At 65.8% G+C, this 19,590-nt stretch carries 14 protein-coding genes; 8 read left to right on the top strand and 6 right to left on the bottom strand.

Annotated elements, in window-relative coordinates:
• Positions 1 to 92 precede the first annotated feature (92 nt).
• Positions 93 to 1,934 (bottom strand): hypothetical protein, encoded by a 1,842-nt coding sequence (locus tag IEX24_RS11170; protein ID WP_188678303.1) that lies wholly within the window; start codon positions 1,932 to 1,934, stop codon positions 93 to 95.
• Positions 1,935 to 2,029: 95 nt separating this feature from the next.
• On the opposite strand from IEX24_RS11170, the gene IEX24_RS11165 reads away from it, so the two are divergent.
• The 5 genes from IEX24_RS11165 (at position 2,030) to IEX24_RS11145 (ending at position 8,243) form a co-directional block, all read left to right on the top strand.
• Positions 2,030 to 3,607 carry a DUF4214 domain-containing protein gene (locus IEX24_RS11165; RefSeq protein WP_188678301.1) on the top strand — a complete coding sequence of 526 codons (1,578 nt, stop codon included), beginning with the start codon at positions 2,030 to 2,032 and terminating at the stop codon, positions 3,605 to 3,607.
• A gap of 144 nt (positions 3,608 to 3,751) precedes the next feature.
• A complete protein-coding gene (locus IEX24_RS11160) occupies positions 3,752 to 6,253 on the top strand; it encodes an ATP-dependent Clp protease ATP-binding subunit (protein WP_188678298.1) in 2,502 nt (833 codons plus the stop codon).
• Positions 6,254 to 6,580: 327 nt separating this feature from the next.
• A complete protein-coding gene (locus IEX24_RS11155; RefSeq protein ID WP_188678297.1) occupies positions 6,581 to 7,039 on the top strand; it encodes a MaoC/PaaZ C-terminal domain-containing protein in 459 nt (152 codons plus the stop codon).
• Positions 7,040 to 7,145: 106 nt separating this feature from the next.
• Positions 7,146 to 7,685 (top strand): amino-acid N-acetyltransferase, encoded by a 540-nt coding sequence (locus tag IEX24_RS11150; RefSeq protein ID WP_188678295.1) that lies wholly within the window; start codon positions 7,146 to 7,148, stop codon positions 7,683 to 7,685.
• A 72-nt stretch (positions 7,686 to 7,757) separates the two neighbouring features.
• On the top strand, positions 7,758 to 8,243 hold the full coding sequence (locus IEX24_RS11145; RefSeq protein WP_307821416.1) for an 8-oxo-dGTP diphosphatase: 486 nt from the start codon (positions 7,758 to 7,760) through the stop codon (positions 8,241 to 8,243).
• A 194-nt stretch (positions 8,244 to 8,437) separates the two neighbouring features.
• Here IEX24_RS11145 and IEX24_RS11140 read toward each other — a convergent pair whose 3' ends face one another.
• The 5 genes from IEX24_RS11140 to IEX24_RS11120 are packed head-to-tail and all read right to left on the bottom strand — an operon-like array spanning position 8,438 to position 14,888.
• Positions 8,438 to 9,679, bottom strand: coding sequence for an alpha/beta hydrolase (locus IEX24_RS11140; RefSeq protein ID WP_188678291.1), 1,242 nt, complete (start codon positions 9,677 to 9,679; stop codon positions 8,438 to 8,440).
• A 13-nt stretch (positions 9,680 to 9,692) separates the two neighbouring features.
• On the bottom strand, positions 9,693 to 10,958 hold the full coding sequence (locus IEX24_RS11135; RefSeq protein WP_188678289.1) for a hypothetical protein: 1,266 nt from the start codon (positions 10,956 to 10,958) through the stop codon (positions 9,693 to 9,695).
• Complete coding sequence (locus IEX24_RS11130) at positions 10,955 to 12,310, bottom strand: hypothetical protein (protein ID WP_229715289.1); 1,356 nt, start codon at positions 12,308 to 12,310, stop codon at positions 10,955 to 10,957. Before IEX24_RS11130 ends, IEX24_RS11135 begins: the two co-directional genes overlap by 4 nt.
• On the bottom strand, positions 12,310 to 13,191 hold the full coding sequence (locus IEX24_RS11125) for a hypothetical protein (protein ID WP_188678285.1): 882 nt from the start codon (positions 13,189 to 13,191) through the stop codon (positions 12,310 to 12,312). The genes IEX24_RS11130 and IEX24_RS11125 overlap by 1 nt, the downstream gene beginning before the upstream one ends.
• Positions 13,191 to 14,888: a phenylacetate--CoA ligase family protein gene (locus IEX24_RS11120; RefSeq protein ID WP_203585981.1), complete on the bottom strand. Its 1,698-nt coding sequence runs from the start codon at positions 14,886 to 14,888 to the stop codon at positions 13,191 to 13,193. Before IEX24_RS11120 ends, IEX24_RS11125 begins: the two co-directional genes overlap by 1 nt.
• Before the next feature lie 115 nt (positions 14,889 to 15,003).
• Here IEX24_RS11120 and ptsP point away from each other — a divergent pair, with 115 nt between their 5' ends.
• The 3 genes from ptsP to IEX24_RS11105 all read left to right on the top strand — a co-directional run bounded on the left by ptsP (position 15,004) and on the right by IEX24_RS11105 (position 19,558).
• Positions 15,004 to 16,725: a phosphoenolpyruvate--protein phosphotransferase gene (gene ptsP / locus IEX24_RS11115; RefSeq protein WP_188678283.1), complete on the top strand. Its 1,722-nt coding sequence runs from the start codon at positions 15,004 to 15,006 to the stop codon at positions 16,723 to 16,725.
• Between the two features lie 242 nt (positions 16,726 to 16,967).
• The gene (locus IEX24_RS11110; protein WP_188678281.1) at positions 16,968 to 17,711 is read left to right on the top strand and encodes a hypothetical protein; all 744 of its coding nucleotides are present in this window, start codon (positions 16,968 to 16,970) and stop codon (positions 17,709 to 17,711) included.
• A 110-nt stretch (positions 17,712 to 17,821) separates the two neighbouring features.
• Complete coding sequence (locus IEX24_RS11105; RefSeq protein WP_188678280.1) at positions 17,822 to 19,558, top strand: carboxylesterase/lipase family protein; 1,737 nt, start codon at positions 17,822 to 17,824, stop codon at positions 19,556 to 19,558.
• Positions 19,559 to 19,590: the final 32 nt, after the last annotated feature.

Genomic DNA, 19,590 nt, shown 5'->3' with positions numbered 1-19,590 from the left:
CGGGGCGGGTTCGGGCGCGGCTCCAGCGACTCTCATTCGGGTCAGCGGCTTGTGCTCCGCCTAGCATGCGCCGCTCATCGTGTGTTCGGCGGTCAGCGGCGACGAGTGGATGCCCGCCGGCGGTACGAGACCGCAAGCACGATCGCACCGGCTCCGAAGAGCACGGTCGCGGCGATTCCCGCGGGGATCAGGTCGTTCTGGCCGGTATTCGCCAGTGCGGTAGCGTCGGCCGCGGCGGCAGTAGCCGTCTGGGATGGGGCCTCTGAGCTCGAGGTCGACGTCGCGGCCGGTGCAATTGCCGGGTTTGAGCCGGCCGCCGTGACGGCCCCATCCAGCCGGTCGAGCGTGACGAGACGCCCGAACTGGTCGAAAGACGCAGCGACATGCCCCCCTGACGTGAAGGCGCCGGGAACGACGAACGAATAGGCGTGGCTGCCGTCAGAGGCCGCGGTCGCGAGTGAAATGGTCGATGAACCGAGCAAAGTCGGGGTGCTGTAGACGTAGTTATCGACCGTCAGGGAGGCGTCGTCGGTGGCCGCGGTGGGCGTCACATTCGTCACATCGAGAGTCACGTCTGATCCGGGCTGCCACGACGACGGCGAGACGGTCGACGTCGCGACAGGCGTGAGGGCTTCGGCCTCTTCGGCCGAAGCGGGGATGACGGGCGCCGGCGCCGGGCCGAAATGTCCGAAGGGGTTGGAGTCGACGTTCGACACCGAGGGATACCCGTACGTCACTAATTGCGCGCGATATATGTTCACTTCGCCAGTCAATGTTGCGGGGAAATTGTTCTCAGGTGTCGACTCGACGTCGATTCGCGCCGGCCCGGCGAAATTCGTGAGTGCGACCAGACCGCCATGACCAACGCTAGAGCTGACGACGCTGAGAGCGCCGGGTGCCGTGGGGTCTGCGACGGTCGAAGTGAAAATCGTGCCGAACATGATGTTGCTGACCTGAATCAGCACGGTGCCTGTGTCGAGCGGATGCGCGGCTGCGCTGGATCCGGGCGGCGCGGGCGGCATCGTCGCATCACCCACGGTGGTCGTGGCGACCAGCCGCCCGTACTTATCGAATGATGCAACGGTGTGCACGCCGTAGCTATAGAGCGCGGGAATTACGACGTGATAGGTGCCGTGGTTGATAAAGCTGCCACCGACAGCATCGGGTGCTCCGTAGACGTACGTCGTCGCTTGGCTGCTGTAGTTCGGGTCACCGATGCCGTTCGGGCTGACAGATGAGAACGTCAGAAAGACGAGGTTGCCCTGGCCCGCTACGCCCGATGTCGTCACTGTGTAGTGGGTGATGGGTATCTGGGTGACCACTTCGGCTGCCGTCGATGGTTGCACCGGTGTCGGGGGAAAGGCTACCGCGGTGAATGTGTCGGAGTTGCTCGAATACGCGTACGTCCAGGTCTGGCCACGGTAGATCGAAGCAGCCTGGCGATGCGTCGTGGTGCCCGGCAGGGGCACGCCGCCCAGCTCGTGAACCTGCCCATCCGCCGATTGAAGGTAGACCGCTGCCGGGCCGGCGAAGTCGCGAATGGTGACCGAGCCGTCGGCCGCGATGGTGCCTGTCTGCGTCGAGATGGCTGTCGAATCTGCGGGGTCTGGCGTGCTCACCGCCGCGGACAAACCGGCCTGCGAGGGATCGAACTCCAGCACGATGACGCCGGTGTCGACCTCGTGTCCGGCGATCGGAGTGACTGGGCTGCTCGAGGGAAAGCCGGCATTCGCCGACGCCGACGCCAACAACGACGATGCGTGCGAATACGGCGTGGCGGATGCCGCCGGGGCGAGCCCCGCGCCCAATCCAGACACGCCGATCGTAAGTGCTGCGACAAAGGCGACGCGCAGCGCGCGCGAACGAAAATTCAACTGTGATTCCCCCGGTGGAAAGTATTCGACGACGAATCCGCTCAGCATAGGGGCGAGCATCCACCGAGGCAAAATCTCTGATAGCTTCTGTTTGGATCGCCTGGGGGCGATGGCTCGCTGGAGAACCATCGAGGTAAGGCACATTGGGGTTACAAATGAAAATCATTACCGCGGCTGTCGCCGTACTTGTCGTCGTTGGCACCACCTTCGCGGTGACGCCCGCGTTCGCCTCCGCGACACCGGCAGTTGCGTCTTCAACACCCGCGGTTGCGTCCGCAACCCTGGCCTCTCTCCCAAAGACTGCATCGCTCCCTTCGCCGACCGCGTCGCCGGGCCAGCTCGAGGCATTACCGGCCCCGACGCATCCGATGAGCGTTCCCGACACGTCGGCCCCTATCGCAAAGAGTCCGCAGGCCCAGTCGGAGGATAAGGCGTCGGCCGGTAGTACAGCGAGCATCAGCGGAGATGTTCGCGACAGCAACGGGGGACGGACGATCGCCGGAGTGACTGTCACGGCCCTCCTGTTCGATGACAACGGCGGCGTGAAATTCTCAAGCAGCGCCGTTTCAGAGTCCGACGGCACTTTCAGCATCGCGGGGCTCGCACCGGCAAACTATTGGGTGCTCTTCACCGATACGACCAAAGGCGGCCAGCCCGTCGTGAACTGGTGGGAATCGACGTTCACGAACCCGAGCGGCAACCAGGTCACGGTGACGGATGGTCAGGCCCAACTCATCACCTGGATGATGGTGCCGAGCGCAAAGGTCGTCGGAAACATCACGTGCGAAGGCTGCACGGCCCCTCCGCCTGTGGCGACCACGGGGGTCTTCGCTGCGATACCTGACACCACGAAACCGGGTTACTGGAAGCCGATCGCCCAGGCAGACACACTGGATGCCGACGGCTCATACTCGCTCGATGGGCTGTACCCGAACACAGGAGACAACCCTCCGTACGAGATGTTCGCAGTGAACGAAGGCGGTTCCAGCAACTACGCCAGCGCTTCAGATTCGACGTCATTCGTCGTTGGCGCTGCCAGTCAGGCCACGATCAACGTGATCATGCGACGCCTCATCGCGCCTGTGGCCGGCGTCGAACCGCAGATCAACTCCGTGGTGAACGCGCTGTACTGGGACTTCCTGGGGCGCCTGCCCGGCCCGACCGAGGTATCGTTCTGGCGCGCCCAGTTCGCTCGCGGCCTGCCGCTCGGTGCGGTGTCGACGGGGTTCGTAACGAGTGACGAGTACCGACTCATCCGTATCAATGCGGCCTACCAGACCATTCTCGGGCGAGGGGCCGACCCGGCCGGCCGGCTCGACTGGCTGCACTGGATGCAGCAGGGCCGCATCACCACCGATGATATCGAGACGTCGTTCTACGCGTCTCAGGAGTACTTCAACAACAACGGTGGCAACAACACGTCGTTCATGAAGGCGATCTACGAGACGCTTCTGCACCGCGAAGGCACGAGCGCCGACTACGCTTTTTGGTCGAATCTCGTCAACCAGCACGGCCGAGATTGGGTCGTCGCCCAGTTCTGGGATTCGACCGAAACCATCAGCGAGCGCGTCTCGCTCATGTACGAGCACTATCTCGGCCGTACCCCCGATCCGAACGGTCTAGCGGGCTGGGTGTCGATCGCGTTGCAGATCGGCGACTCGGGCCTGCGGGCCGGACTGTCGGGTAGCGACGAGTACTTCGGCCGCTCGCAGTACCGCTTCTCAGAACAATAGGCGGTGAAGGCTGGCCCTCGGGGGCCGGGCGGGCATCCGGATGCCCGATGTATGCCTAGGGCGAACACAGCCCCCGAGGCTTCACGGGATCGTTAACCTTTATGTACCGGATACCGTCTCTGCCCCGGTACCCAAGGAGTGCGCATGTTTGAGAGATTCACAGACCGAGCCCGTCGCGTCGTCGTTTTGGCCCAAGAAGAAGCCAAGATGCTCAACCACAACTACATCGGTACCGAGCACATTCTGCTCGGGCTCATCCACGAAGGTGAGGGTGTAGCCGCCAAGGCTCTCGAATCCCTCGGCATTTCGCTCGACGCAGTGCGCGAGCAGGTGCAAGACATCATCGGCCAGGGCCAGCAGCAGCCGACGGGTCACATCCCGTTCACGCCGCGGGCGAAGAAGGTGCTCGAGCTCTCACTTCGGGAGGCTCTGCAGCTCGGCCACAACTACATCGGCACCGAGCACATTCTGCTCGGTCTCATTCGCGAGGGCGAGGGTGTTGCAGCCCAGGTTCTCGTGAAGCTCGGCGCTGACCTCAACCGAGTTCGCCAGCAGGTCATTCAGCTCCTCTCGGGTTACCAAGGCAAGGAGGCTGTTGCTGTGGGAGGCAATGACCAGGCTCCCGACAAGGGGTCGCAGATTCTCGACCAGTTCGGCCGCAACCTCACGCAGGCTGCTCGAGACAACAAACTCGACCCGGTCATCGGGCGCGAGAAAGAGATCGAGCGCGTGATGCAGATTCTGTCGCGCCGATCGAAGAACAACCCTGTTCTCATTGGTGAACCAGGCGTGGGAAAGACCGCTGTCGTCGAGGGCCTAGCCCAGGCGATTGTTCGCGGTGACGTGCCGGAGACGCTGAAAGACAAGCAGCTGTACACGCTCGACCTCGGTTCGCTCATCGCGGGTTCGAGATACCGGGGCGATTTCGAAGAGCGCCTGAAGAAGGTCACCAAAGAGATTCGCACCCGCGGCGACATCATCACGTTCATCGATGAGATCCACACGCTCGTCGGTGCGGGTGCTGCTGAGGGCGCAATCGATGCGGCTTCGATTCTGAAGCCACTGCTCGCCCGCGGTGAACTGCAGACCATCGGTGCGACCACGCTCGACGAGTACCGCAAGCACTTCGAGAAGGATGCTGCGCTCGAACGTCGATTCCAGCCGATTCAGGTTGCCGAGCCCACGTTGCCTCACACGATCAACATCTTGAAGGGGCTTCGCGACAAGTACGAGGCGTTCCACAAGGTGTCGATCACCGATGGCGCCATCGTCGCAGCGGCGAACCTCGCCGACCGCTACGTTGCCGACCGCTTCCTGCCCGACAAGGCCATCGATTTGATCGACGAGGCCGGCGCGCGTCTGCGTCTCTCGATCCTCTCGGCTCCGCCCGAGCTGCGCGAGTTCGACGACCGCATCTCGACTGTTCGCGGTCGCAAAGAGGCTGCGATCGAGGAGCAAGACTTCGAGAAGGCCGCTTCGCTTCGTGACGAAGAGAAGAACCTGCTCGGTGAGCGTCTTCGGCTCGAGAAGAAGTGGAAGTCGGGCGATGTGAAGGCGTCTGGCATCGTCGACGAGGGGCTGATTGCCGAAGTTCTGGCTCAGGCCACGGGCATCCCGGTGTTCAAGCTCACCGAAGAAGAGTCGTCGAGGCTCATGTTCATGGAGAAGGCGCTGCACGAGCGCGTCATCGGGCAAGAAGAGGCCATCGCGGCTCTGTCGCGCACGATTCGCCGCACGCGGTCGGGCCTCAAAGACCCGAAGCGCCCCTCGGGTTCGTTCATCTTCGCCGGCCCTACGGGTGTTGGTAAGACCGAGCTCGCCAAGGCGCTCGCCGAATTCCTGTTCGACGACGAGAACGCTCTGATCTCGCTCGACATGTCGGAGTACGGCGAGAAGCACACCGTTTCGCGTCTGTTCGGTGCTCCTCCCGGATTCGTCGGCTTCGAAGAGGGTGGCCAGCTAACCGAGAAGGTTCGTCGGAAGCCCTTCAGCGTGGTGCTGTTCGATGAGATCGAGAAGGCCCACCCGGATATCTTCAACTCCCTGCTTCAGATTCTGGAAGAGGGCCGGTTGACCGATGGTCAGGGTCGCGTTGTCGACTTCAAGAACACGGTCATCATCATGACGACCAACCTCGGTACGAAAGACATCACCGGGTCGCCCATCGGCTTCCAGTCGACGACGAACGTTTCGACGTCGTACGACCGCATGAAGGGCAAGGTCAACGAAGAGCTGAAGAAGCACTTCAAGCCCGAGTTCTTGAACCGAGTCGATGACACGATCGTCTTCCCGCAGCTGTCGAAAGAAGAGCTGCTGCAGATCGTCGACCTGTTCATCGGGCGTCTGCGCGATCGGTTGCTCGACCGCGACCTGTCGATCGAGCTGTCACTGGCCGCGAAAGAGCGCCTCATCGAGGTCGGTTTCGACCCGTCGCTCGGTGCTCGGCCGCTCCGTCGCGCCATGCAGAACGAGGTCGAAGATCGGCTCTCCGAGCGCATTCTGCTCGGCGAGCTCAATGCGGGTGACCACATCTACGTCGACTTCGTCGACGGGGAGTTCACCTTCCTCACCACGTCGCCGGAGCCGTTGGCGGCCATCACCGCTGCTGACGCGGCGGGTGCGGGTACGGCGACGATCGTCGAGTAGCTGACGCGCTGCGGATGCCCGCGGTTCGGTAGTTCGAGAGGGGTCGGCCACTTCGGTGGTCGGCCCCTCTCGGCGTTGGGGCTTCGTCGCTCTCGCGAGCTCACGCTCTCACGCTCTCACGAGCTCGCGCCCTCACGCTGCGATTCGCGCACTTCGCCCATGTTCTGAGCCCGTTACGCCGCATTGAGACCGGTGTAGCCGGCTCAAAACGTCATAGCGGGCTCACGAATAGCTATGCGTCGGCAAAGGGTATCGCCGAGTCTGTGGTGGTCATGGCCGCGCGAACGCAGACGAGCGTGACGGCACCCGGTGCGAGATACTTTTGGGGTGCCGTATTACCTCGAAGACCTCCACGCCGGTCAGACGTTCGTAACGCCGGGCAAGACCATCACCGAAGCTGAGGTGGTGATGTTCGCAGGCCTGACGAATGACAACAACCAAGTGCACACCGATGTCGAGTTCGCGAAACAGACCAGGTACGGGCAGCGGGTGGTGCATGGGATGCTCGTGGCCTCACTCACCCTCGGGCTCATCGCTCGTACCGGGGTGTTCGAGGGCAGCGCCGTGGCGTTGCTCGGGGTCGATAAGTGGAGATTCGAGCATCCGGTGTTCATCGGAGACACGGTGACGGTGACCGTCGACATTCTGTCGACCAGGCTCGCTAGCAGTGGTAAGACCGGGGTGGCGGAGCGCGAGATCACGGTACGTAACCAGAATGGCGAGGTTGTGCAGTCTGGGCGCATGGATCTGCTCGTGCTGACGCGCGCGGAGGCGATCTCGGGCTGAGGCGCGGTGGCGAGGGCAGTGAGGTTCGGTGGCCGGGCATCCATTGGCCGAAGCGGCAAGCCGGGGGGCGGTTTTCGGTTTGCGGGCGGGGCTGGGAAGATGGGGTATGACCAGCGCAGACCTGTCAGCCGTTCGCTCGCCAGCCGAGTCGATTTCGGTTCGGCGCGCGCGCACGTCTGATGTGCCGTGGATTCAGCGCCTGGTCGAGCCGCTCGTGCAAGAGCGCATCTTGCTCGGCAAAGACTCCGTGGTGTTCTACGAGGCCGTGCAAGAGTTTCGCATCGCGGTCGATGCGAACGGAACGCCCGTCGGCTGCGGCGCCTTACATGTGTTCTGGGAAGACCTCGGCGAGGTGCGCACGCTGGCCGTCGACCGCGCCTGGCTCGGCAAGGGCGTCGGGCGGCTGCTGCTCGACTCCATCGAAACGGATGCCCGTGAGCTCGGCCTCTCGCGCCTGTTCTGCCTGACGTTCGAGGTGGCCTTCTTCGAGCGCAACGGGTTCGTGGCGTCGCCGCTCGCTCTCGTCGCCCCCGAGGTATACGCCGAACTCGTTCGCTCACCCGACGAGGGTGTGGCCGAGTTTCTCGACCTCGCCCGCGTGAAACCGAACACGCTCGGTAACACGCGCATGCTCAAGCACCTCTGAAAAGCGATTCAGGGGCGCTACGACCGCCGAAAGCTTCAGCGAAAACCGTTCGAGACGAGCGAAAGGATGCCCGTGGCCGGGTACGAGGTGTGCGTCTGCTATTTGACGCGCGTGCGTGCCGGCGGCCGGCGTGAAGTTCTGTTGGGTCGCAAACGCACAGGGCTCGGGGTGGGCAAGATCGTGGGCCCTGGCGGCAAGGTGGAGGCGGGGGAGAGCCCGCTCGAGGCTATCGTTCGCGAGGTGGCGGAGGAGACGGGCACCCGTGTCGCTCCGGGCGACCTGCGCGCGGCCGGGCGGTTGGAGTATCGGTTTCCGTTTCGGCCAGGCTGGAGTCAGAACTCGAACGTCTTTGTGGGCGAGGTGTGGCAGGGCGAGCCGGTGGGGTCTGACGAGCTCGCTCCGGAGTGGTTCGCGGTTGACGAGCTTCCACTCGACGAGATGTGGCATGACGCCAGGTTCTGGCTGCCGGCGGTGCTCGCGGGCGACGAGGTTCGGGCGTGGTTCTCGTTCGGAGCCGACAACGAGACCGTTGCGGAGTCGAGCCTTCCGCTGGGCTGAGGGTACGGGGGGCGCCGCGGGTGCCGCTGGGCTGCGGTGGGTGCCGTGGGTGCCGCTGGCCTACGTGGGTGTGGTGGGGGTGGTGGCCTGTCGGGCGTCGCGATGCGCTGGCGTCACCACGAAAGAGCGCGTGAGGCGGGCTCGGCACGCCCGACGACGGCGACCGGTCACGGCGCCAGGCCGGTCGCGCCGAGTCAGGCCAGGTGTTGCCGGAGAAACTCGACGAGGCCGTCTGTTGCTCGGTTCGAGACGCGCATGATGGTCGGGTAGGTCACCCAGCCGTGCGGCGCCTCGGGGTAGGTGATGAGCTCGACCTCGGTGCCCTCGGCTTCGAGGCGGCGCGCGAACGCACGGCCCTGGTCGTGCAGCACGTCGTGCGCGCCCAGCTGAACCAGCGTCGGGGGAAGGTTCGCGAGCGATTGGGTGCGGGCGGGGGATGCCCGGGCATCCATTCGCGTCGGCGATGCCGTGTCGGGGCCGAGGTAATAGTCGAAGAACGCCGCCATATCGGCGCGGTGAAGCACGGGGCTACGGGCGTTGGCGAGCATCGAGGTGTCGTCGAGAACGGTGTCGGTCACCGGGTAGATGAGCGCCTGTGAGGCGATGTGCGGAATTGTCGGGGTTGCCGGGTCTGCGGTGGCCGCCGGGATTGCGGGGGTCGCCGCGGCTTTCGATTCCGAGGGTGCGGCCGGTGCCGCCACGGTCGTGGCCGCCGGGCTTGCGGGGGCAGCAAGAGCCGCGTCTCGGGCCAGCACGCTGAGTACGGCCGCGATGTTGCCGCCGGCGCTGTCTCCGAAAACGGCGATCCTGGCCGGGTTGCCGCCGAGGTGCGCGGCGTTCGCAGCGACCCACTGCAGTGCCGCATACGAGTCGTCGATGGCTGCCGGAAACGGGTGCTGCGGTGCGAGCCGGTAGTCGACGGCCACCACGATCGCGCCGAGTTCGGCAGCGACGCGCGAGGGCAGCCAGTCGCACACGTCGAGGCCGCCGAAGAGAGTCCAGCCGCCGCCGTGAAAGTAGAGAGCGATCGGCAGCGGCAGCGGCGTCGGCGTCGGGAACGGGGGCGGCGTGGTTCGATCTGGCTCGGATGGCTCGGATGGCTCGGATGGGCCGGATGCTGCGGATACCGCGGGCGGGCCGGGTGGCGCGGATGGTGCGGGCGGGCCGGATGCCGCGGATGCCGCGGGTGGCGTGACCGGCCAGTAGATGCGGATGGGGATGCCCGTCGAGCTGCCGGGCGCGGGCGGAATGGTTCGATCATCCACTCTCACCCGGCGGTCGCGGCGGCCGAAAATCGCCCGCCGAACGGGTGCCGCAAGATGCGTCATCGACTGGTTGTGCGTGATGTCGGCGGCGCTCATGGTGGCGATGTGCATCGAGCGAAAGCGGTTCATGAACCAGCCCCAAGCCCGAACTCGCGCGGGAATCGCCGTCATCGAGGTGGCACTCTCACTGATTGCGCCGCGAGTCGGTGAGGCGTGGCGACCGTGGTACCTCGCCCGTCGCCGCACCGACGCTGAACACCGACAGCGCCACATCACTGCGCCCGAGCGAGAGCCGCTTGCGCAGAAGCCCGTGCGCCAGGGGCGAGTCGATGAGCTCGGAGTGCGGTGAAACGGCCAGCCCGCGGGTATGAGCGTGCAGCCACAGCCGCTGCAGGGCGCGGCCGGCGTCGAGGGCGTCAGATTCGGCGACGCCAATGCTGCTATCCATCGCCGCAGTGATTTGCGCCGTGTCGTCGGCCGCGGCGAGGCGGGCGTTTGCCACGAGCACCAAATGCGTTGGCGAGTCGGCCGAGCTTTCGGCGAGCGACAGCTCGAGCGGGCGCAAGACGCGCGCTCGTTCGAGTGATTCCGACGTTCGCCCCACCAGCCCGGCGACCGCCAGCAGCGGGTCGCGCAGCTGGGCGTACCGGGTGGCGGGCGTTGCGAGCCGCGCGAACGGCCGCGGAATGCCGAGCATCACGTCGGTCATGCCGTCGCGCGTGTAACGCGGATGCGCCGGGTCGAGCCGCAGCCACTGCAGCAGCTCGCGGGCGATGCTGCGGCGAGATCCGGTGAAGGCGATGCCGAGGCGGCTGAGATACGCCATGGCGCGGTCGTCGAGTCTGCGCAAGCTCAGCCAGGGCGGTAGGTCGACGTCGCTCAGATTCTCCCAGGTCTCCGGATGCCCGGCGAGCCGCCCCCGATAGACCGCCCTCTGGCGCACGTCGTCGGGCGTAAATGGCGAGATGCCTGTCGGCGCGCTCGAGCTGTCGACGAGGGTCACGCGCACAACGGGCGCCGATGGGTCGGCCGGCCCGCTGATCGGCAGGTCTTGCAGGCGCGAGAGGGCGGGCAGGGTCTCAACCTCGGTGCTGAATCCGGCCGCCGCGGCGCCGATGCTGAAGCTTTCGACCCAGGCTCCGATCGAAAGCACAAGGTCGCGAAAGCTCGGGTCGCCTGCGGGCAGCGTTCTGCTCGGAATCACGGCGACCTCGACCGCGCGCGGCTCGCTGCGTTCGCCGTCGCTGCTGATGCTGCCGCTGCCGCTGCCGCTGCCGCTGCCGCTGCCGCTGCTGCTGCCGCTGCTGCCGCCGCTGTCGCTGTTGCCGCGGGCCTCGCCTTCGCTACCGGGCTCGACGATTCGCGCCGACCACGGTTGGGTGTTGTGCGGAGACGGAGACCGGCTCGCCAGCAGAATGAGCCGTTCGAGAAGGGTGCGTGAGTCGGTCACGTCGGTAGCTCCGTCTGGTCATGGTTGTGAGCGTCATTGCTGAGGGCGCCCGGCCCGACGGCCGCGTGATCGAGGCCCTGCGTTGCACCGCCACGAACCAACGGGCGCCGGTAGAACGTGTATCCCTGCAACGGGCGCCCTCCGAATCGGGCGAACTGCGCGGTCGACGCCACATTCTCGCGGTCGACATAGGTCGAACGGAGCGCGCGATACCCGCCGGCCCGCAGATTCACCTGCAGTTGCCTGCTCAACAGGCTCAGGATGCCCTGCCCCTGCCTAATCGGGTCAGTACCCTGAATCACCAGAACGGCCTCCCGCCGATATCTCGATCGTGTCGCCAGAAGCTGCAGTTGCCGCGCGAGCGAGAGCTTTCCGCCGACCTTCTGCACGAATTCGGTGATGTCGGGGATGACCAAGATGAACGCGGTCGCACGTGAGGATCGGGCATCCCGAGCCACCAGCAGCAGGCGTTCGTCGAGGAGAAAGGCGAGCCCATCTGTTGCGGCGACCATTTCGGCGGGTGTGATCTGCGTGTAGTAGGGCAGCTGCTCGAATGACGCGTTCAGCAGTTCGAGCAGTTCGGGTACGAGCGTTTTCATGTGCCGCTTCGAGCCATACTCGAGGCGCACGCCGGCGCTCGCCCACTCTGCTGCGGTAGGCGCTGCGGCAACGCCGACGAGAAGAACGCGCCCGGGGGTGGTGGCGTCGTTCGATGTCGGAGCGCCGGTGGCTTTGCCGGCGTCCGCGGAGCCGGCGGTGGTGCTGGCGAAGGTTTGCGCTGCCGCAGCTTCTGCCGCGAGCATTTTCGCGCGCGACTGCGGCGGTACCACGCCGACGGGGGCGACTATCCAGGTGTCGGCTTCGCCCCAGCGTGCGAAGCCGGCGCGCTCGTAGGCGTCGGCTACCCAGGGCGGATTCCAGGCCGAGTCGACGAACCCGCGCTCATCAAAACCCGAGGTGATGACTCCGCCCGACTGGTTGGGCAGCAGCGAGACCGGGCCGAAGAGTGCGGTGTGGTGGGTTGCTTCAGCGCGCTGTTCGAAATGGTCGAAGAGGGCGAGCGCGGCCTCCTCGGTTTCGAATTCGGTGGCACCGAAGAGTTGCAGCTTCTCGCCCAGCTTCTCGTCGAATCGGCGGTCGGTGTGCATCGTGCTGCGCCCCACTACCGTGCCCGAAGCGTCGCGAACGACCACGAGCTCGATGGGTTCGGGGTGTGGCGAGCGCCCCGAATACCACGAACGGATGCTCGACTCGAGTAACGGCACAGCCAGGTCTCGCGGCCACAGCCGTAGGGGCAGCTCGATGAACTCCCGCAGGGCGCGTTCGCTCGACACCTGCTCGACCGTGAGCATCACCGCGTAACCCCCTCGTCTGGCGCGACATGCAGCCGAATGTAGCCCCCGGTGCCGTTTTTGGTGTCGCGGGTGATCCACTGCATGAGCTGGCGGTGCGCCGGAAGCCGCGCGAAACCGAGCAAATCGTCGCGGTCGGCGAAGAAGGTGAGCGTGCCGAGCGTAAACGGCGGTTGCCAGTAGATCGTGTGCCACACGTACCCCGGCAGCTTCTGCATTCGGGCGATCATCGGGTACCACGTGCGCGACAGCGTGATGAGCGCGCGTGGCCCGCGATACTTGGTGGCGCCCACGAACATCGCCCGGGCATCCGTCACCGGTCGATCTGGCTGGCGCCCCCCGCGCGAAGAGTTCGAGGGCCGAACCGTTGCTGTGCCGTGGGTCTCCGTCGAGATCGAGTCGCGGGTTCTGGCGGGGGTGCCGGCCGGCGACCCACCCGAACCCGTGACTCGATGAGTTTGCGCGGCGCCGGCGACCAGCGGGGGAGTCGTTCCGCGGGCGGCCTCCACCGAGGTGGGCGTGAAGTGCTCGATGTGCGCCATCACGTTGCCCTCGGCACGCCACACGCCATTGCTGTAGCCGCTCTGTTCCGCCACCAGCAGACGCACGCTGCAGGATGCTCGGTCGAGCGTAGCCCGTGCATCCTCCGCCGCGCGCGGTTGGCCGAAGAACACCATCACGCCCGTTACGCCACCGCCCCGCCGATACTTTTTGTGCCACACCGCCCCGGCAGCGCTCGTCAGTTGCTTGACGAGCGCACGGTCTGTCGCACCTGAATCGCCCGATGGCCCCACTGCCGCTGCCGCATCGCCGAGCTCGACGACGAGCAGGGCTCCGGCTCGCGCCTGAGCAGGTGCTTTCGAGAAGTCAGTGGTGCGCATCAGCCCGCCGCCTGGTCGGCAGCGAAGGGTTCGGCGGCCGCCGCCTGTGCTGCTGGCCCCGCCGACGCTGCTGACCTCGTCGGGCCGCCCGTCGCGGCCGAGCGCGCCGACCCCGGAGCCGCCGCAGCGGCCGAGGCCGCCGCCTCCCCGCTCGTCACGAGGTACACGTTCTTGATCTTGCTCAGGCCGCCCGCGAAAACCCCGGTTGCGTGCGCATGAACCTCCACGCGAACATCTGACGCGGTGGCGTCTTCGTCGAGCGACTGAGCGATGTCGCGCGAGACGCTCGCCAGGTGCCGAAGCACCCCGGCGGCCGAACGCGCGCGCAACTCATCGATGTCGCCCGGCGAGAGTGCGGCATCCGCTCGCAGCTGCAGGTGGATGACCGGCCGCTGCTCGAGGCCGCCGATGTCAGCGAGGCTCAGCTTGAACGACTCGATCGACGCCGCAAAGGGGTTGTCGAGGTAGAGCCCGTTCTCCACATCGAGCGGATAGATGTTCGCCCCCATGTACGAGATCGTCGAGTCTTTGCGCCCGAACAGCAGCACGAATGGCAGCTTCATGCGCTGCGACGCGAACGCGCGCTCGAACGCCAGGGCCAGCCGCGGAAACTGCGACACATACGCCTGCATCTGCGGAAACGTGACAAGACGCGCCTCGTCACCGATGTTGTAGCGAGCCTTCGGGCTCATGATGGCCGTCGAATTGAGCGTGACGAGAAGCTCGCCCTCGCCTGTGGTCTCGAGGTAGGTCTCAAGCGGGTTGTACTGAAAGATCATGGGCGTGCGATCTTCGTCGGCCCCCAGCATCAGTTCGCGCAGATCGGTGTTGGCCACCAGACTTCGCCGCAACCACACCGAAAGATCGCTCTCGCCAGCCATGCCGATGGTGAGATCTGACGCGCCATAGCCCGAGTAGACGCGCGCGAACCTCTGCTCGATGTAGTCGCGCAGACCCTCGGTCAGCGCCTCGCCGCCCACGAAACCGTTGAGTTCATGAGCATCCCAATCGAAGCCTTCGGCGTCGAGCCGGTCGCGCAGATGCTTCAGAAACGGGGGGTACGCGCTGATGAGGTACGAATAGCCGGGCCCGAAATGCCGAAGGGTGTCGACGATCTTGTCGATGTCGGGCCCGGTGTTCTTCACCATCGCCACCTTCGACATTGCCAGCCCGGTGTTCGTTCCGGTGGCCCAGGCCCCCATCGAGAAGGCGTTGATGCAGAACAGCCGCCGCGAGCCGAAGAGCAACGTGATGTAGCCGGCCACGTTGGCGTGAACGGTGTGCAATTCGTTCTTCGAGCGCATCCAGTTATACGGCATGCCGCTGGAGCCGCTCGACTCGTCGACCACCGTGCCCACGGTGACGATCGTGCCGCCCCAGCAACGGTCTTCTTCGGAGTACTGATCGACATACTCGTGCTTCGATGTCGGCTTGAAGGAGCTGAGACTCCACCACCGAAACGTGAAACCGTGTTCGCCCTGGTACCGCCGATAGGCCGGTACGTCGTTGTAGGCCTGCTGGCAGATCATCCACGCGTTCAGCCGCGCGAAGCGCTCGAATGACGGCTGGTAGTGCCGGGCGGTGAAGCGCCACAGCACCGGATGCAGCCGGTACACCCCGTAAAAGGCGGTCACCACCGCGGTCGCCAGGCGCAGCGCGGTGTGCCTCACGAGCTTCATGGGGCGAATGTTCGCCATGCCGGCCTCCTGCCTTCGATACTGAGAGAATATCAGCGACCCCCGACATTCGGGCCAACAGCGCGCTCTCGCACTATTCTTGACCGCAGAGCGCGTGTTACAGAGGAGTTTTACAATGCTGTTGCAAGGTGTAGGCGTCGGTCGAAGTTCTGCGGTAGGCCCTACGCTCCGGATGCCCGAACCCCTGCCCGAGCCGGCCGACGAGCCGAGCACAGCCTCGCCTACCGACGAATTCGCACGCATCGAGGTTGCTCTCGCCCACGTCGCCGCCGACCTCGAAGAGCGGGGCATTCTGGCCGGCGGAGAAGCTCAAGACGTGCTCAACGCACAAGCCCTGATGGCGGCAGACCCCACCATCGCCGAAGACATTCAGGCGCGGTTGAGCAACGGAAAATCCGCTGATCGCGCGGTCTTTGAAGCGTTCGCCGGGTTTCGCGATCTGCTCGTGCAGATGGGTGGGTACATGGCCGAGCGGGCGACCGATCTCGACGATGTTTCGCAGCGAACCATCGCGCGGCTGCGGGGCGTGCCGGCGCCGGGGGTTCCCGAGTCGGCGACCCCGTTCATCCTGGTCGCCCACGACCTCGCGCCGGCCGACACGGCGTTGCTCGATCTCGAGAAGGTCATCGGGTTGATCACGCGGGAAGGCGGCCCGACCTCGCACACGGCGATTCTGGCGCGGTCGAAGTCGATCCCTGCGATTGTGGGGGTAGCGGGCGCTGAAGACCTAGCAGATGGCACCATCGTGGTGCTCGATGCAGCCAATGGAACGGTCGACACCGAACCGTCTGAGGCCGAACTCGCCGAGGTGCGTGGGGCGATCGCTGAGCGAGCGGATGCTGCGGCCGCACCCCTGACGCCTGGTGCCCTTGCCGACGGCACTCTCATACCGCTGCTCGCGAATCTCGGTTCGGCCGATCAAGCGGCCGAGGCGGTAGCGCTCGGGGCCGAGGGCGTGGGGCTGTTTCGCACGGAGTTCTTGTTTCTCGACGCGACGGAAGCTCCGTCGGTCGAAACGCAGGTCGCCGAATACGAGCGCATGTTGCGAGCATTTGTGGGCAAGAAGGTTGTCGTTCGGGTGCTCGATGCGGGGGCAGACAAACCGCTGAGTTTTCTCAACGACGAGAAAGAGGAAAATCCGGCGCTGGGTCTGCGGGGCATCCGGGCCCTGCGCTCAAGCGAGCGGATTCTGCGCGACCAACTAACGGCGCTCGCCATCGCTGAGGCGCGGGTCAACCGGTATGGGTCTGATTCTGCCGCCGGTGGTGACGCTGCTGCCGCGCGCGATGCCAAGGTCGAAGTGTGGGTGATGGCGCCGATGGTCGCCGACCTCGACGACACCGAGTACTTCGTTTCGCTTGCGCGGGAGCTCGGGGTGCGCGTGGCGGGCGTGATGGCCGAGGTGCCGTCGCTTGCGGTGCTCGCCGACCAGGTGTTCGACGTGGCCGACTTTGTGAGCATCGGAACGAACGACCTCACTCAGTACACACTCGCCGCCGACCGGTTGCTCGGGTCGGTCGCGCACCTGCAAGACCCGTGGCATCCCGCGGTTCTGCGGCTGGTCGGCATGATCGGTCGGGCCGGGCGAGACGCGGCAAAACCCGTGGGCGTCTGCGGTGAAGCCGCGGCCGACCCGCTGCTCGCGGTCGTTCTCGTGGGTCTCGGGGTCACCACGCTCTCCATGACTCCGGCGGCGCTGGCGGATGTTCGGGGCGAACTCGCCCGCCACACCCTCGCCGAGGCGCAAGAGCTGGCCCGCGCGGCCGTCAACGCCACCTCGGCTGCCGCCGCGCGCCAGGCCGTGACGCGCCTGGCCGCCGCGAACGCGGTCGGCTGACGCCGCCTGCGCGTCGGCTCTGGCCGCCGGTCGCCTCGAAATCTGTGTGACGCGAAAGCGCCGAAACGGCTCGTTTGGAGCGCTTTTGCGTCAAACAGAGGCGCGCGCGGGCCGGGAGAGCGCGAACGCGAGGAGGGTGCGGCGCCGGGGAAGCTGGGAATGCGCCCGATGCGGGGGAGCGAGTGCGGCGTTAGCGGGCGTGGGTACCGGGCGAGAGGGGAGGGCGTCGGTACCCTGGAGGTATGTCTGCCGCGTTGCCACCCCGTCGACCGGTTTCGGCGAAGGTGTACCGCCGGCGCCGTTTGGTCGTGCTGCTGGGCATCGTCGTTGTGATCGTCGTGGTGCTGCTGGTCATCCTGAAGCCGGGGTCTGGCAAAGCCGAGCCTGCTGCGGTGCCCACTCCGAGCACCTCGGCAGGCGCTCCCGCTGATGCAGCGAACGGGAGCGGCGGCACCCCCGCTCCCTCCGCCGGTGCCGACCCCTCGACTCCGGGTGCGGCGGGGGCGACGGATGCTGCGGCCGCCGCACCGCCGACCGACACTCCCACGCCGACCCCCGCCGCCACGAACGCCGACGGCTCGGAGGCGTGTGCCGCCGGAAACGTCACTGTGACTGCCATCACCGACTCGAACGACTATTCCAGCGGAAGCCAGCCGATGCTCTCGTTCAGCATCGTCAACACGGGGTCGCAGCCCTGCACCATCAACGCCGGAACCTCGCAGCAGATCTACACGATCACCAGCGGAACCGAGGTGTATTGGCTCTCAACCGACTGCCAAACGGGTGCCAGCGATACACTCGCCATGCTCGCGCCCGGTAAGACCGTCACATCCACTCCCTTTGCTTGGAATCGCACGCGCTCGTCGAAGACGACGTGCGATCAGGCAACCCCCACGACTGTGCCGGCCGGTGGGGTTTCGTATCATTTGACGGTGTCGGTCGACGGCATTCAGTCGGCCCAATCGGCGCAGTTCATTCTCGAGTAGGCGGCGGCGCGGTGATCGCACGTTCACGTTCACGTGACGCTCACCGCACGGCCACTCGAGGGCCACCGGCCCCGCGCCTTTCTCACGCGGCAGCGCGCTAGCATCGAGAGATGTCGACCCTGTGGCGAACGTCAACCTCGACGACTCTCGACATTACGATCGCCGACGGCACGCTGCGCGGTGTTCGCGAACGCCGCATTGAGACCTGGCGTGGCATTCCGTTTGCGGCGCCGCCGGTGGGCGAGCTGCGCTTTCGTGCTCCGCAGCCCGCCGTGCCGTGGAAGGGCGTGCGCGAAGCGAGCAGATTCGGCGCGGTCTCGCCTCAGTCGCGCGAGGGCAACTTCATCGGGGCAGCCAAGAATGCGCCGATGAGTGAAGACTGCCTCACGCTGAATGTGGTGCGGCCGGCGCGGCGCGCTCGGGATGCCGCTACTGGCGCGGTGGACGCGACAGCCGCACCTGACATGGCTCGGGATGCCTCGACTGGCGCGGTCGATGCGACAGTCGCACCCGACATCGCTCGGGATGGCTGGACTTCCAGCGGCACCGCCGCCAAACAGCCGCTCCTGCCCGTGATGGTCTTCATTCACGGCGGCGCCTACAGCGTCGGCTCGTCGGCCGAGGTGCCGCACAACGGCGACACCCTCGCACAAGACGCGAACGTCGTCTACGTCAGCATCAACTACCGACTCGGCGCGCTCGGATTTCTCGACTTCACGGCCTACTCCACCCCAGAGCGTCCGATTGAGAACAACCTCGGCCTCAAAGACTGCGTTGCTGCGCTCGAATGGGTGCGGGCGAACATCCGTGCGTTCGGGGGCGACCCTGACCGCGTGACCCTGTTCGGGGAGTCGGCAGGGGCGAACGCGGTTACGACGTTGATGACGGTGCCACGGGCATCCACTCTCTTCGCGCGTGCAATTGCTCAGAGTTCGCCGACGAATGCGGTGTATCCGCCAGAACTCACCCGGGTGTGGGGTGCACAATTCGTCGAACTTCTGAGCGAACGCGTGTCGAATGACAGCGTGGAAAACACCACGCTCGAAGACGCCGGCGAGATGCTGGTGACCGCCGATTGGCATCAGCTGATCAAGGCGACCGACGCCCTCACGATGAACGCGCCCGACGCCGAACCCGGAACCATCGCGCTGTGCCCCGTGATCGATGGTGACTTTCTGCCGCAACGGCCGCTCGATGCGTTCAAGAGCGGTGACGCGCATCCGGTCGCTCTGATCATCGGAACCAACGACCGCGAAGGCTCGCTCTTCACGGGCCGCCTCGACATTCTCGCTACGACACCGAAGCGCATTCGAGCGATTTTCGCGAAGACGAAAAAGAAGGCGCGCAAGGCGATCAAGGCCGAATACCCCGGTCTGCCCGAGAAGCGCGCGGCCCACGACTTCGGCGGCGACTATGCGTTCTGGTACCCCACGGTGAAGGTGGCCGAGCGGCATTCGCGGTATGCGCCGGTCTACTTCTATCGCTTCGACATCGCGCCGCGGCTGGTTCGGCTCGCGGGGTACGACGCCACACACGGCCTCGAACTCTTCGCCCTCTTCGACCGGATGCACGGGGCGTTCGGTCGCACAATGACACTGCTCGGCGGCCGACGCGCGTTCCTCCGTTCTGGCGCGCGGATGCGGCGGTACTGGGGCGCGTTCGCGTACTTCGGCGACCCGAATGCGGCCGGGGCGGGTGGCGCTGTCGGTGGCGCTTGTGCTGCCGGCTGGCCGCGATACGACGAGGGCACGCGTAAAACGCTCATCATCGATACTGAGGATCGCGTGGAGACAGACCCCCGGGCATCCCGTCGCCTAGCGTGGCAGGTGTTTGTGCCGCACGTTTAGCGATGCAGTAGCGCTGCGCGGTCGCGTGGCGC

The sequence above is a fragment of the Subtercola lobariae genome (assembly GCF_014640255.1).
In the GTDB taxonomy this organism is placed as follows: Bacteria; Actinomycetota; Actinomycetes; order Actinomycetales; family Microbacteriaceae; genus Subtercola; species Subtercola lobariae.
The sequence above is the reverse complement of the archived record's forward strand: the minus strand, read 5'-3'. Positions and strand labels throughout refer to the sequence as shown.